Consider the following 14,535-nt stretch of genomic DNA (forward strand, 5'->3'; position numbering starts at 1 on the left):
CCCGATTCAGCGTAGTGTAGCATGAAGATTTACATGATGCACCTGAGAATTTGAAGAAAAACTGCTTATTCCACCTTATAAAAAACAAACAGCTTTTACATGATTAACTAATAATTTCAATAGATTATTACTAGGAATTTGGCTCAAAAATCCAAGTTCTCATTCCAAAGAACTGCCCAATACCTGAACTATCCCCTTGTTTCCAATTGATCAGATTTAACTTTTTTACAGCATTAATTGCTGTTGAATTATATGCAAAGCAACTTTTTTCAAGCTTGGCAACTTCCATTTTTTGCTCATGTACAAATAAATTCTCAATTGAATTTTCAGGATCAGAAGCTTGAAGAAGATGGCTTTGCTCATAAGCTAAATTTTTATCTACATCCCACAAAGTACTTGGAATAAATTGAATGTTGGCAGTTTGATCTTCACTATTTCCAAGCTCACTTTGTGTTTTGCCTGTTTCTAAATTCTCTAAAGAAATTAAGTTATAGCCATGCCATTGAGTATCTATAAGCTTGAAGTACTTTTTATTTTCAGCCAAGTTATTGTAACGAGAAAGAATTTGCTGTTTCTGTTCCTTAAATGATGGAAATGAATTAAATGTGGAGAAAGATTCAATATAAGGCTGATTCCATTGTGTTTGCTTTAGCCGATAACAAATGCTTCCATTTGGAAAAACTGAATTTTTATAATGTTGATTAAAGGCAATGAGTTCTTTATTAAAACGATCATCCATCTTGTTGAAATCTATATTATCACGATAGCCTGGCAGCAAACGATCAAATATATTTTCCCCACCTAAATTTACTAATTCAAAATTTAGATTCTGTTTAAGTTCAGGTAGACGTTCATATGTCCAAACCGTAGGTGAAATTTTCTTTAAAGTATTTGTTTGAGGTGTATTTATTTCAAAAACTTTCTGTTCAGTCAAAATACGTTCAGTTAATGGTTGATTACGCGATTTTGTAAAGTTGATTTCATTATTTTTTATAGAATACTTGGTGATTTCAAAAGACTCAGGAATAGAACCCTCGGATATAATTGGTTTTTGATAATATACTTGATAGATTGCTTCATCACTTTCAGTACTCTTTGCTTGCGAATTTCCCCCACCTCCACCACAAGCAGTTAAGAATAATCCAGAAAATAAAACAAAGCATCCTGTTATCTTTTTTGAAATAGTGTCCATATAATCCTGATACATTTATAAATTATTAAGCATCTCGAATCATAACAAAGTGATTTATTAAACCAAACAATAAATTATAAGATTTTAAATTATTATTCTTTAGCGTTATTTTTAACAACAATTTCCAAAACACTCACCAACTCAGCATTCTGCTTTTCTAAAGCTGCAATATTTGAAATCGTTTTATCTAAAACCTCTTGTTGAACATGCATTTTTTTAGCCATATCTTGCATGATCTCCAATCCTTTTTTTAAATGCAATTCTAAATGAATCACTTTTTCTTCCAATTGAAGAACCTGTTCAGTACTTTGAACCAAATTATTGCTTTTAAACTGAAACCAAAACAAGAAAGCAATCGCAACTGCAAGCAATATAATAAAACCCCAAATCAATATTAATGTCATTTTTTATCCCCAAATAAATTTTATAAAGATTTAATCACAAAATGACTCACACAAATCTAAAAGACGATTTGCATAACCCCATTCATTATCGTACCACGCAAAAACCTTAGCTTGATGCCCAACCACCATGGTTTGTGTCAAATCAACAATTAAAGAATAGGGTGAATGATTAAAATCACTTGAGACTAGATCCTCATTCGTTACTTGCATAATTTGCGCATAATCAAATTGAGCCGCTTTAGTCAAAGCTTCATTCACTTTATGCACAGTAATCGGTGAATGCGAAACAAAAGTTAAATCAATAGCTGCCACATTTATTGTAGGTACTCGAATTGAATATCCATCAATTCGATTTTCCATTTTTGGCATGACTTGTTTTAAAGCACCTAATGCACTTGAAGTCGTAGGGATAATATTTTGACCTGAAGCACGTGCTCGACGTAAGTCACGATGGGCATGATCTAAAACAGATTGATCTGCTGTAACTGCATGAATTTCAGTCATTAACGCAGTATCAATACCAAAAGCATCATCAATTATTTTAACCAATGGCACTAATGCCTGTGTGGTACAAGACACACTTGAAATAATCTGATCAGCTGATTTCACATCATTGTGATTGACACCATACACGATAGCAGCATCCACTGAGTCAAAAGGTGCAGCACCGATAATGACGCGTTTCGCACCCGCATTAATATGCTTGGTTGCATCAACTCTTGAACGAAACAAGCCTGTACATTCAAGCACAACATCGATATTTAAATTATTCCAAGGCAATAACTCAGGCTCGGATTGTTTAAAAACTTGAAGTTTTAACTGACGCTGATTGGATTGAATATTAAGAAAAATATCTGCATTTTCAATTTGAATTTCAACTTGCCCTGCAAAGCGTCCGTGAGTCGTGTCATATTTAAATAAATGAACTAAGGTTTGGACATCCGCAATATCATTAATTGCAACGATTTCAAATTGAAACTGTTTTGGATTTTCAAACCATGCACGTAATACATTTCGACCAATTCGACCAAATCCATTGATAGCGATACGTTGCATGCAGAGCCCTTATTCATAAAAACATCATCATTTATATGCTATATGGTAAAACATGAAGCGCGCTGTTGAATATAGATTTTTAGCTTAATCACAGTTTTATATGATATTGCTTGTAAAATCGTTGGTCGGATAGGTATTTTCCGTTATAATTTAGCACCTTTAAAATTATGGACGCTTGGTTGTGAGTACTCGTTTTATGACATCAGCTGAAATTCGTGAAGCATTTTTGCGTTACTTTGAATCGCAAGGGCATACACGTGTCGCTTCGAGCTCACTCGTTCCCGCCAACGATCCTACTTTGCTGTTTACCAACGCAGGTATGAACCAGTTTAAAGATTGCTTTTTGGGGCTCGAAAAGCGCGATTATGTCCGCGCAGTTTCATCTCAGAAATGTGTTCGTGCGGGCGGTAAACACAATGACCTCGACAATGTAGGCTACACTGCACGTCACCATACCTTCTTTGAAATGTTAGGTAACTTCTCTTTTGGTGATTATTTCAAACAAAATGCATTGAAATTTGCTTGGGAATTTTTAACCAGCGAACAATGGTTAGGCTTACCAAAAGATCGTTTATACGTCACTGTTTATCATACAGACGATGAAGCTTTTGATATTTGGAATAAAGAAATCGGGATTGATGCAGAACGTATTATCCGTATTGGTGATAATAAAGGCGGTCTATACGCTTCTGATAACTTCTGGGCAATGGGTGACACAGGCCCATGTGGTCCATGTTCTGAAATTTTCTATGATCATGGCGACCATATTTGGGGCGGTCTACCAGGTTCTCCTGAAGAAGATGGTGACCGTTTCATCGAAATCTGGAACAACGTATTTATGCAGTTTAACCGTACTGCGGATGGTGTGATGCACCCTCTTCCAGCACCATCTGTAGATACAGGCATGGGCTTGGAGCGTATTTCTGCGGTACTTCAACACGTCAATTCAAACTATGAAATTGATTTGTTTCAACACTTATTAAAAGCAGCAGCTGACATCATTGGTTTAGATACCACAGCAATTGAAGCTGAAGCAAAATCACAAAATAAACCAGTTGAATATCCTGCATCTCTTAAAGTTATTGCGGATCATGCACGTTCATGTTCTTTCTTGATTGCTGATGGTGTAAATCCTTCTAATGAAGGACGTGGTTATGTGTTGCGTCGTATTATTCGTCGTGCAGTGCGTCATGGTAACAAGTTAGGTGCAACAGGTTCATTCTTCTACAAGATGTTGCAACCACTAATTGAAGTGATGGGTGAGGCTTATCCAGAGCTTGCTGCACAGCAAGCACGCATCGAAGCGCAACTACTTAAAGAAGAAGAGCAATTCGCTAAAACACTTGAGCAAGGCTTGAAGTTATTAGAAGGTGAATTAGCGCAACTGAAAGGTAATGTAATTGCAGGTGAAACTGTATTCAAACTTTATGATACTTACGGATTCCCGACTGATTTAACTGCTGATATTGCGCGTGAACGTAGCCTGACAATTGACGAAGCTGGTTTCGAAGTTGAAATGGCAGCACAACGCCAACGTGCACGTGATGCTGGTAAATTTGCAGTTGACTATAACAGCATCGTTAAAGTTGAAGGTGAAACTCAATTTGAGGGTTATGATGCAACTCAAGGTCAAGGTCAAATTGTTGCGATCTATAAAGATGGCGTTCAAGTTGATGAAATTAACGAAGGTGACGAAGCACTGATCGTATTGAACCAAACCCCTTTCTATGCAGAAAGCGGTGGTCAGATTGGTGACACAGGTATCTTCAAAAACGATACAGGTATCTTCGAAGTTCAAGATACTAAAAAATCTGGTGGTGCATTTGTCCATCAAGGTATCGTGACTATGGGTAGCCTGAAAGCCACTCAAAATGTTGAAGCAACCGTTAAAGCAGATATTCGTGCAGCAACTGCACGTAATCACTCTGCGACTCACCTTTTACACGCGGCTTTACGCCAAATTCTTGGTGATCACGTTCAGCAAAAAGGTTCTTTGGTTGCAAGTGACATTTTACGTTTTGACTTTGCCAATGACCAACCTGTTTCTTTTGAACAATTGCAACAGATTGAGCGTTTAGTTAATGCAGAAGTGATTTCAAATAGCCCTGTAACGACTGAACTACTCGATATTGAATCAGCAAAAGCCAAAGGTGCGATGATGCTATTCGGTGAAAAGTATGGCGATGAAGTTCGCGTACTTTCAATGGGTTCAGTGATTGAAGATAAAAACTTCTCAATCGAACTGTGTGGTGGTATACACGTTAAACGCACAGGTGATATTGGTTTGTTCAAAATCACATCTGAAGGTGGTGTCGCTGCGGGCGTACGTCGTATTGAAGCTGTGACTGGTACTAAAGCACTTGAAGCTGTTCAAAAAGCAGAAAACGATATCCAAACTATCAATAGTTTATTGAAAGCTCAAAAAGACCAAACCGTTGAGAAAGTTGAAGCGATTGTTGAAACTGCATCAAGTCTTCAAAAGCAAATCGAACAATTGAACCAAAAGTTAGCGAGCTTTCAAGCGGCTGAACTTTTAGATCAAGTGAAAGAAATTGCTGGCCGTCAAACACTTATCACATCAGTAAAAGGTTTAGATGCCAAATCATTACGCAATCTTCATGACAGCGTAAAATCAAAATTAGAAGATGCAGTCATTATTTTAGCTGGCATTGAAGGTGACAAAGTGAGTTTAATCGCGTCTGTCGCTAAGCAATATGCTTCCACGTTAAAAGCAGGCGACATTATCAAGCACTTGGCTCAAGAACTTGGTGGTAAAGGTGGTGGTAAACCAGATTTAGCACAAGGTGGCGCTCCATTAAATGACAAGTTTGATCAAGTAATGACTGCTCTTCCTGCTTGGCTTGAACAATAAGTGTAATGCATAAACGAATTATAGGATGTGCGGTTTTTTGAGTTAAACAGTTAATGCGAGTACTTTTAACAGCTTACTGTGCTAACCAAGCCGCTGCCCTATTGTGAGTTTATGCCATTTGATTATGTTGAAAGCAATATGATCAAAACTGAATTATTCAATCGAACTACAGCAATAAAAACTGTAACGATTCGCTTTAAACGTCTCTGGTGTAATTTAAACCATTGACAGGAATGACATTGTGCAATTCCAAAAGCAAAATTCAGGCAATTAAACCGTCTGAGAGAGAATATCAATATAGACTTCCTGCCTCTAACAAAGGAGAAGTTTACGAGTTGCGTGGTATGTTGAAGTTTCCAGTTAAATCTGGTCTTCAAATATGTGTAAGTGCCTTAAGTCGTTAGACTTGTTTAATTGGTAAGGATAGTTATGGCATTAATCGTTCAAAAATATGGCGGTACTTCAATGGGTACTCCTGAGCGCATTTTAAATGTTGCTCGTCGTGTCAAGCGTTGGCATGACCATGGCCATAAAGTGGTTGTGGTTGTATCAGCAATGAGTGGAGAAACTAACCGCTTACTTGCACTTGCTAAAGCCATTACCAACACCCCAGACCCACGTGAGTTAGATCAAATGGTGTCAACGGGTGAACAAGTAACGATTTCGATGTTAGCTATGGCACTTAATTCAATTGGTGTAGAAGCTAAGTCATATACAGGTCGTCAAGTTGGTATTAAAACAGATAGCGCTTTTACCAAAGCACGTATTGAATCTATCGATACTGATGTCATGACCACTGATTTAGATGCTGGTCGTGTTATTGTTGTTGCTGGTTTCCAAGGTTTTGATGCTAACGGCAATATCACTACTTTAGGTCGTGGTGGTTCTGATACGTCAGGTGTTGCACTTGCTGCTGCATTGAAAGCTGATGAATGCCAAATTTATACCGATGTAGATGGTGTTTACACCACTGATCCTCGCGTTGCACCTAAAGCGAAGAAAATTGATCGTATTTCTTTTGAAGAAATGCTTGAAATGGCATCTTTAGGTTCAAAAGTTTTACAAATTCGCTCTGTTGAATTCGCTGGTAAATATCAAGTTCCATTACGTGTATTATCAAGCTTTGATAATGATGATGATGGCGCATTTGATGACGAATTCAAACAAAATGTAGGCACACTAATTACCACTGAGGCAGAAGACGATATGGAACAACCAATTATCTCAGGTATTGCATTTAACCGTGATGAAGCAAAATTAACAATTTTGGGTGTTCCTGATGAACCGGGTATTGCCTCTAAAATCTTATCGCCAATCAGCGATGCCAACATTGAAGTGGATATGATTATCCAAAATGTTGAAGAAGATGGTACAACTGATTTTACGTTCACAGTTAATCGCAACGATTTAGCAAAAGCTAACGCAATTTTAGATCAAACTGCAAGCAGTATCGAAGGTTGTGAAGTTGTAACTCGTGATGACATCGTAAAAGTTTCTATTGTAGGCGTTGGTATGCGTTCGCATGCTGGCGTAGCAAGCAAAATGTTCTCAGCATTAGCTGATGAAGGTATTAATATTTTGATGATTTCTACTTCTGAAATTAAAATTTCAGTCATCATCGAAGAAAACTATTTAGAACTTGCGGTACGTTGTTTACATACAGCCTTTGGTTTAGACCGTGAACATGGCGAAAGCAGTGTACGTGCTTAATTAATAGCTCATTGAGTATATTTACTTTTTTACTTTCAAGTAAATAGTAAAAAAAACAGAGCCACTATAGTTTTTATTACAGTGGCTCTGTTATATTAAGCCATGAGGTTTTTCAGATAGTCTGAACAGAATTTACGAAAAAAACTGTTTTTTACATATTTCTGTTCTAATTTTCTGTATATTAAGGCTGTGCTTTCGAACAATGAATTCCCTGTCGCAAGTTTAAGCGTTTAGCAAGGAGATAAACATGCTGATTCTGACCCGTCGTGTCGGAGAAACATTAATGATTGGGGATCAAGTCAGTGTTACTGTGCTTGGCGTAAAAGGCAATCAGGTGCGTATTGGGGTAAATGCTCCAAAAGAAGTTTCTGTGCATCGTGAGGAAATTTACCAACGTATCCAACATGAACGTGCTATGCATGAGCATTTACAACATCTTGATCAAGACTATCAACATTCATATGAAGAAGAGAATAGCGATTTTACTCAACATAATAACTTTAATCGTTAATGTACAGAATTCTTCTCCAATAATTAAAGCGACTAATAATAGTCGCTTTAATTATTTTTGGATTAAGTATTTTAATTCTTATAATCCAAGTGCTTTCTTAATCGGTGCATAACTACGACGATGTTGATCAATTACCCCATGTAATGCAATTGCTTCAAAATGAGCCTTAGTTGGATAACCTTTATGTTTAGCAAAACCAAAATCTGGATATTCTAAATCCAACGCTTTCATTTGATGGTCACGTGTTACTTTTGCCAAAATACTCGCTGCACTAATTTCAGCATGCGTTGCATCTCCGCCTATAATTGCTTCACAATCAATCTCAATTCCTTTAGGAATTTGATTACCATCAATAATGACTTTTTCAGGCTGAATTTTTAATGTTTCAACAGCACGACGCATTGCTAAAAAAGTTGCTTGTAAAATATTAAATTCATCAATTTCAGCATGTGTTGCTTCAGCAATTGACCAAGCAAGTGCCTTTTCTTGTATTTCTAAAAAAAGTTTCTCACGTTTTTTTTCAGTCAACTTTTTAGAGTCATTTAAACCTTCGATCGGATTATTTGGATCTAAAATAACAGCAGCAGCGACAACTGAACCCACTAAAGGCCCTCGTCCTGCCTCATCTACACCAGCAACAAACATTATATTACTCACAAAAATTAGCTGCTTCGGAGCAGCCAACTAAAACTTATTTAAACTGTATTATTTTAGCACTTCTGATACTGAAGCATTCATGGTTTTTGCAACAGCAATGCCACTTAATATATTTTTGTTTTTGTATTTACAACGACTAGAGTAAGCTCGGCCACAAATAAAACTAAAGGGGTATTTTATCGACACATTTAAAATTCATTTTATACATCTTAAAACCTATCCTAGCTCTAAGTATTTTTATAAGTTTATGATATAAAGTGATTAAAATAGTATGCAATTACAAAAAGATATAAACTCAATATGAATAGCAGGACTTAATCAAGCTCAGTCCTGCCTACTGTATTTTATGGTAGTTATTTGTTTAGAACTTCAGCCACACAAGCATTCACAGTTTCAGAAACCACTTGATTAACAATTGTTGCGCGTGCTGTAGGATCAATCGCAGCTGTAGCGAGCTCTACTGCCGTTACACTATTCGGTGCTTTTTCGCTGACACATCCACATACATTGGTTTGAATAGTCTCACGTTGTTCAACAGTCATTAATCGTGTTGCAGTTTTCCATGCCGGTAAAGTATTTATTTCATTAATACATTTTGCATTCACAGCGACTTTTAAAGCTGCCATACCTAGCTGTTGAGATGTCGTAGCTGCCGAATTATTTGCATTTGGTGCAACACAAGCATTTAGCGCTAATAACATAGGCACAACGAGTAGTAATTTTTTCATGATCTTAAACCTGTCGATAACATTCTTTCAGGCGTATTTTGCACAACCATTAGATTTAATCAAATGACGTTGTAGACAAGTTACATAATAAAACACCGAGCTATCAACATTTAAGCGTTTCAAGCATAAAACGCTCTGTTACACATACGCCGTATGAGGAATTATCAACGATATTTAGAATTGAACGACTCATATCACAGCTAGGATGTTGCGATGTCAACCTCAGCACAGTACTACACTCGCACAGCACAAGTATTACATTGGCTCATGGCCGTTATTTTTATCGTTGCATGGCTTATTGGATTTTATAGTGGGAATTTTTTAAGCTATGAAGTTGATGGAAGTTTCAAAGGGGATGTCATTACCTTACATAAAAATATTGCTACAACGATTATCTTTTTAGTGGTTATCCGAATATTTTGGCGCTATACCCATCCTGTACCTGAATTACCAAATACCATGTCACCCATGATGAAAACGCTCGCGCATATTGGGCATTTTGCACTCTACCTCATGTTACTTGCACTACCCATCACTGGCTGTTTATTTAGCTGGAGTGCTGGACACCCTGCACCTGTTTTATACTTATTTGAAATACCTCGCTTAGTTCAAGACAATCCTGATCTATTAGCGATTGTTAAACCAATACATATTTACCTATCATGGTTTGCAGGATTATTGATTGCAGGGCATGTTTTAGCAGCGATTAAACACCATATAATTGATAAAGATAATGTTTTATTGAGCATGTTAAAACAACCTAAATAATTTGTTAGATAAAAAAACCGCTTCACGCGGTTTTTTTTATTTTTAAATTTTCTTTACTTCATCAATCCACTTTTGCTTCTCTTCATCAGAAATAAATGATGCTTCAAAAGAGTTAATTGCTAGTTGCTTCAATTCATCATTTGATAAATCTAGAGCATTTTGAATCGCGATATAATTATCATTCATATAACCACCAAAATATGAAGGATCATCTGAATTCACCGTAACGTGTACACCCTTTTGTAATAAACGACGGATGTTATGCTCAGCCATATCGTTCACGACACAAAGCTTTAAGTTACTCAAAGGGCAAACGGTTAACGGCATTTTTTCTGCGATTAAACGTGTCATTAACTGCTCGTCTTCTTCTGAACGAACACCATGATCAATACGATTCACTTTTAGTAAATCTAAAGCTTCCCAAATATACTCAGGAGGACCTTCTTCGCCTGCATGTGCTACGATCAAGAAACCTGCTTCTCGTGCTTTCGCAAAAACACGTTCAAATTTTGCAGGAGGATGTCCAACTTCGCTTGAGTCTAAACCGATTGCAATAATGTCATCTTTGAATAGTAATGCTTGCTCTAGCGTTTCAAATGCTTTTTCTTCACTTAAATGACGTAAAAAGCACATGATTAATTGGGAACTAATACCTAGCTTTTCTTTCGCATCTTTACAAGCGCGTTTCAAACCATCTAATACAGTAGCGAATGCAACCCCACGCTCCGTATGCGTTTGCGGATCAAAGAACATTTCGGTATGTACGACTCTGTCTTGAGCACATTTTTCAAAATATGCCCAAGCAAGGTCATAGAAATCTTGTTCATGCACCAGCACATTTGCGCCTGCATAGTAAATATCTAAAAAAGATTGAAGATTGTGAAAATTATAAGCTTGTTTCACTTCTTCAACAGATTGGTAAGGAATCTGAATCTGATTACGCTGTGCAATAGCAAACATCAATTCTGGTTCAAAAGTCCCTTCAATATGCACATGCAATTCGGCTTTGGGTAAAGCACGAATCAGCTCGACTTGATTCATATTAACTCCACGTCTAAATAAAAAAGGGTGTTGCCTAATGAGGTACACCCTTTAAAGGTTTTATCAATGATTTTTAAGTGGTTTAACCACCAAATGCAACAAACTTAAATACCCAAAGTGCCGCAATAATCCAAACCATATAAGGTACTGTTTTTGCTTTACCTGTAAATAATTTTACTAGTGCATAACTAATAAAGCCCATTGCAATACCATCAGCAATTGAATATGTGAACGGCATAAATACAATGGTTAAAAATGCTGGAACAGCTTCAGTAATATCTTCCCAATCAATTTGAGTGATACCTTGAATCATGAGCACGCCAATAAATAACAGTGCTGGTGCGGTTGCAAATCCTGGTACTGACTGAGCAAGTGGCGCTAAAAATAGACATCCAATGAATAAGAATGCCACAACAACTGCTGTTAAGCCTGTACGCCCACCCGCAGCAACACCAGAAGCTGATTCGATATAAGGGGTAGTTGAAGATGTACCTAAAGCAGCACCTGCAACAATCGCTGTTGAATCAGCAAATAATGCTTTCTTCAAACGAGGTAATTTACCATCCTGTAATAGCCCTGCACGATGTGAAACACCAACCAAAGTACCTGTACTATCAAATAAATCAACAATAAAAAAGACGAAAATAACGCCGACCATACTTGCAGTAAATAGACCTTCAAAGTCCATTTGCATGAATGTTGGGGCGATAGAAGGAATTTGACCAACCACACCTTTAAATTCATTTAAACCTAAAGCGGTAGCAATCGCAGTAACCACTAAAATACTAATAATGATCGCACCACGGACTTTAAACTGGTGTAAAACAACAATCATTAAAAAGCCAAAGAGTGCCAACAATACTGTAGGTTGTTTAATATCGCCTAAACCAACTAAAGTCGCTGGATTATCAACAATTATTCCTGCATTTTTTAGTGCAATTAATGCGAGGAATAAACCAATACCACCACCAATTGCAAATTTGAGGGACATTGGAATCGCATTGACGATTGCCTCACGGATTTTGAAAAAACTAATTGCTAAGAAAACTAAACCTGAAACAAACACCGCTGCAAGTGCCGTTTGCCAAGGTACCCCCATACCCAAGCACACTGAATAGGTAAAATACGCATTTAAGCCCATACCTGGTGCAAGTGCGATCGGATAATTTGCAATAATCCCCATGACCAAACACCCGATTGCAGCAGCCAAACAGGTTGCAACAAACACAGCACCATGATCCATTCCTGTTTCAGAAAGAATGAGTGGATTTACAATAATAATGTAACACATGGTCAAAAATGTGGTTACACCTGCTAGAACTTCTGTTCTAAAGTTGGTTTTGTTATCGCTGAGCTTAAATAAGCGCTCTAACAAACCAACTGAAGCATTAGGCGTTGTCATACCATAGTACCTGTTAAAATCTAAGATCGTAGAATGTGAAATCTATACGCTTGTGTATCAAATATTTTTTGAATGTACACAAATTGGTATACAAGGCTACTAAGCAATCTATATGCCAGTTTTTTACCTGTTACTCAGACAACGTGATAAATTTGAATCCGTTTTCAAAATGTAAAAAGCTGCATATTCATATGCAGCTTTTTATTTAATGGTAAATATTTTAACAGATTCTATTCACGACGTGAGCATCACTCGATAAAAAAGCATCAAAGCCCCACGCTCACCAAAACTGAGATAAACATAAATGTGAAAAATCTAAAGCATAGCAACAACTAATTTTTTTGTTGATACGTTGAAAGATTTGCGTGCTTCACATAGTTTGGATTATGTTGAATCGCTTTCAAACTATGTTCTGCATCATTCACAATTTTTATAAGTTCTTGACGCTTTTTATTTTGAGAATCGACATAACTCGCATAACCCAAAACAAACACTGAACAAACGACAATTAAGGTAATTACGATCTTCATTATTATTATCTCTAATGTATGCTTTTCTTTAATACTAACAAAAGGGAACAAAAATGAGAACTAATTAACATTAAATAATCACAAATTAAAAATAGGTCACAATTATATAGTTGTTTATACTTTAATTCTGTACATTTTTCACCCAATTAGATACTAGAATATTCCAGCATTTTTAGCAATGGCATTTTATATAATTCAATAGCATATCAATTTTTTATAGTTATTTTCATTGAGTTATTGATGCTTGAGCTTCTTTAGATAAATTTATTGTTCGTTACAAAATCGTATTAAACCCAATTGACGCGTTGATCTGAAAAACTTATTTAGCAATCAATTTAAAACAGTAAGTTTTGTATGAATAACAACTTATGACACGAGAAAGCAAAGCCTAAGTTTTGCTTTCTTATGGAAAGAATAAGAGCTTAAAAGCTAAAGCCAATATTCAAATTAATTCGATATAGCCATTTATCACTATTTGGCGATACCGTAGATGTAAAGCCTGTGGCATTGGTAGCTCCACCGATAATATTTGAGTTTTTTCCCCACGTGTAATCCGCCCAAACCATAACGGGTGAGGCAATGAACATCATACCAGTGGTATTCATTTGCGAATCAGACCAATCATCCCGTTTTTTATCCAAGTAACTATAGTCATTGTAAAAACGGATTGCTTTAAGCTTACCCATATCCTGTACAGGTAAGGTATATGCAAGATTTAAACTTGCAATGGTTCCCTCAGAAGCAATGAAATATGCTGGCGTTAAACCATTTGCACCCATCAAGGTCATATCATCATTTACACCATCTGGATTTTTTGCATCATATTGATAATGAATCACTGAGCTTTGGACATTGAAACGTTTGTAATTATTATCAGTATGCAAACCCACTGCATAATATTTGCCGTTGACATCCGTGATTTTGTTATGCAATTGAGCAATTGCACCTGATACACCAATTTCTTGCTTACCAAATTCAGTTTCTAACTTACGAACAATCCGTGTATTCACTTGATGACGCTTTTCATTTTGATAGACTTTTTGCGTTGGAAATGCATTTTCAGCCAAATCATCATAAGTCGCACTTTCAGGTGAATATCGAAGATTAGTTGCTAGCATCTCAGGATAATAGCCTAACTTCACATCCCAATCTTTGTTGTTAAAATTCCAGTTCAAACCTGGAGCGATGTTATTCCCATAACCTAAAAAGAATGGAATATGATAAGTCCACCCATTTTGCGGATAAGGATAAATTGCAAAAGGTTTATAAACAAAACCTGCTTCTATGCTGTTATGTTCATCTAAATGATATCCCGCATAAGCTTTTTCAATTGAACGCTTCTCTTGATCTTGGAAAAGGTAGCTGGCATTGAAATAGGCATCATCAAACTTGCCTTTCAGATCAACTCGAAAAATATCAAAATAGAGTTTTCCAAAACCTCCATTTGGCCCCTCCCAATTTTCATAACGTTGATTCAAACGCACCACTCCACCAAGCTTGACAGAATCCGTTCCATCCTCACTTTTCCATTCCAGTGCTGAACTTTGTGCATATACATTTGATACCACGCTTATCGACAGTGCTGCAAGCATCATGACTAATGTCTTTTTCATATCATATTCCTTCGCTTCGATACCAACCGTCCTGTTGGCTTGGATTATTGT

13 protein-coding genes are annotated in these 14,535 nt (G+C 36.7%); 4 read left to right on the forward strand and 9 right to left on the reverse strand.

The genetic code is table 11. The annotated features are described in order from the left end of the window. Positions 1 to 130: 130 nt before the first annotated feature. The 3 genes from F933_RS14360 to F933_RS14370 all read right to left on the reverse strand — a co-directional run bounded on the left by F933_RS14360 (position 131) and on the right by F933_RS14370 (position 2,652). Positions 131 to 1,192 (reverse strand): hypothetical protein, encoded by a 1,062-nt coding sequence (locus F933_RS14360; protein WP_005062421.1) that lies wholly within the window; start codon positions 1,190 to 1,192, stop codon positions 131 to 133. A gap of 92 nt (positions 1,193 to 1,284) precedes the next feature. Beyond that, entirely contained in the window at positions 1,285 to 1,596 is a 312-nt protein-coding gene (locus F933_RS14365; protein WP_005062424.1) for a hypothetical protein, read from the reverse strand. Positions 1,597 to 1,626: 30 nt separating this feature from the next. Then, the gene (locus F933_RS14370) at positions 1,627 to 2,652 is read right to left on the reverse strand and encodes a type I glyceraldehyde-3-phosphate dehydrogenase (protein WP_005062425.1); all 1,026 of its coding nucleotides are present in this window, start codon (positions 2,650 to 2,652) and stop codon (positions 1,627 to 1,629) included. Positions 2,653 to 2,833: 181 nt separating this feature from the next. On the opposite strand from F933_RS14370, the gene alaS reads away from it, so the two are divergent. The 3 genes from alaS to csrA all read left to right on the forward strand — a co-directional run bounded on the left by alaS (position 2,834) and on the right by csrA (position 7,745). Beyond that, positions 2,834 to 5,524 carry an alanine--tRNA ligase gene (gene alaS, locus F933_RS14375; protein WP_171065966.1) on the forward strand — a complete coding sequence of 897 codons (2,691 nt, stop codon included), beginning with the start codon at positions 2,834 to 2,836 and terminating at the stop codon, positions 5,522 to 5,524. Positions 5,525 to 5,953: 429 nt separating this feature from the next. Continuing rightward, positions 5,954 to 7,234, forward strand: a complete 1,281-nt coding sequence (locus F933_RS14380; protein WP_005062428.1) for an aspartate kinase — start codon at positions 5,954 to 5,956, stop codon at positions 7,232 to 7,234. Positions 7,235 to 7,481: 247 nt separating this feature from the next. Beyond that, positions 7,482 to 7,745, forward strand: coding sequence for a carbon storage regulator CsrA (gene csrA / locus F933_RS14385; protein ID WP_005054698.1), 264 nt, complete (start codon positions 7,482 to 7,484; stop codon positions 7,743 to 7,745). Between the two features lie 78 nt (positions 7,746 to 7,823). Here csrA and rnhB read toward each other — a convergent pair whose 3' ends face one another. Further along, positions 7,824 to 8,390 carry a ribonuclease HII gene (rnhB, locus tag F933_RS14390; protein WP_005062431.1) on the reverse strand — a complete coding sequence of 189 codons (567 nt, stop codon included), beginning with the start codon at positions 8,388 to 8,390 and terminating at the stop codon, positions 7,824 to 7,826. A gap of 365 nt (positions 8,391 to 8,755) precedes the next feature. Continuing rightward, positions 8,756 to 9,130, reverse strand: coding sequence for a hypothetical protein (locus F933_RS14395; RefSeq protein ID WP_005062433.1), 375 nt, complete (start codon positions 9,128 to 9,130; stop codon positions 8,756 to 8,758). A 213-nt stretch (positions 9,131 to 9,343) separates the two neighbouring features. On the opposite strand from F933_RS14395, the gene F933_RS14400 reads away from it, so the two are divergent. Beyond that, entirely contained in the window at positions 9,344 to 9,898 is a 555-nt protein-coding gene (locus F933_RS14400; protein ID WP_005062435.1) for a cytochrome b, read from the forward strand. Between the two features lie 42 nt (positions 9,899 to 9,940). Here F933_RS14400 and F933_RS14405 read toward each other — a convergent pair whose 3' ends face one another. From F933_RS14405 to F933_RS14420, 4 genes are all read right to left on the reverse strand, one after another. Next, positions 9,941 to 10,939 carry an adenosine deaminase gene (locus tag F933_RS14405; protein ID WP_005062438.1) on the reverse strand — a complete coding sequence of 333 codons (999 nt, stop codon included), beginning with the start codon at positions 10,937 to 10,939 and terminating at the stop codon, positions 9,941 to 9,943. Between the two features lie 82 nt (positions 10,940 to 11,021). After that, positions 11,022 to 12,341: an NCS2 family permease gene (locus F933_RS14410; RefSeq protein ID WP_005062439.1), complete on the reverse strand. Its 1,320-nt coding sequence runs from the start codon at positions 12,339 to 12,341 to the stop codon at positions 11,022 to 11,024. 332 nt (positions 12,342 to 12,673) lie between these two features. Then, positions 12,674 to 12,871, reverse strand: coding sequence for a hypothetical protein (locus tag F933_RS14415; RefSeq protein ID WP_005054712.1), 198 nt, complete (start codon positions 12,869 to 12,871; stop codon positions 12,674 to 12,676). 422 nt (positions 12,872 to 13,293) lie between these two features. Next, positions 13,294 to 14,484, reverse strand: a complete 1,191-nt coding sequence (locus F933_RS14420; RefSeq protein ID WP_005062441.1) for a hypothetical protein — start codon at positions 14,482 to 14,484, stop codon at positions 13,294 to 13,296. Between the last annotated feature and the right edge of the window lie 51 nt (positions 14,485 to 14,535).

Source organism: Acinetobacter beijerinckii CIP 110307 (genome assembly GCF_000369005.1).
Classification (GTDB): Bacteria; Pseudomonadota; Gammaproteobacteria; order Pseudomonadales; family Moraxellaceae; genus Acinetobacter; species Acinetobacter beijerinckii.

Bases quoted from the DNA above. Each gene is read 5' to 3' on its own strand.
- F933_RS14360 (WP_005062421.1), bottom strand. From the start codon at position 1,192: ATGGACACTATTTCAAAAAAGATAACAGGATGCTTTGTTTTATTTTCT.
- F933_RS14365 (WP_005062424.1), bottom strand. From the start codon at position 1,596: ATGACATTAATATTGATTTGGGGTTTTATTATATTGCTTGCAGTTGCG.
- F933_RS14370 (WP_005062425.1), bottom strand. From the start codon at position 2,652: ATGCAACGTATCGCTATCAATGGATTTGGTCGAATTGGTCGAAATGTA.
- F933_RS14380 (WP_005062428.1), top strand. From the start codon at position 5,954: ATGGCATTAATCGTTCAAAAATATGGCGGTACTTCAATGGGTACTCCT.
- csrA (WP_005054698.1), top strand. From the start codon at position 7,482: ATGCTGATTCTGACCCGTCGTGTCGGAGAAACATTAATGATTGGGGAT.
- rnhB (WP_005062431.1), bottom strand. From the start codon at position 8,390: ATGTTTGTTGCTGGTGTAGATGAGGCAGGACGAGGGCCTTTAGTGGGT.
- F933_RS14395 (WP_005062433.1), bottom strand. From the start codon at position 9,130: ATGAAAAAATTACTACTCGTTGTGCCTATGTTATTAGCGCTAAATGCT.
- F933_RS14400 (WP_005062435.1), top strand. From the start codon at position 9,344: ATGTCAACCTCAGCACAGTACTACACTCGCACAGCACAAGTATTACAT.
- F933_RS14405 (WP_005062438.1), bottom strand. From the start codon at position 10,939: ATGAATCAAGTCGAGCTGATTCGTGCTTTACCCAAAGCCGAATTGCAT.
- F933_RS14410 (WP_005062439.1), bottom strand. From the start codon at position 12,341: ATGACAACGCCTAATGCTTCAGTTGGTTTGTTAGAGCGCTTATTTAAG.
- F933_RS14415 (WP_005054712.1), bottom strand. From the start codon at position 12,871: ATGAAGATCGTAATTACCTTAATTGTCGTTTGTTCAGTGTTTGTTTTG.
- F933_RS14420 (WP_005062441.1), bottom strand. From the start codon at position 14,484: ATGAAAAAGACATTAGTCATGATGCTTGCAGCACTGTCGATAAGCGTG.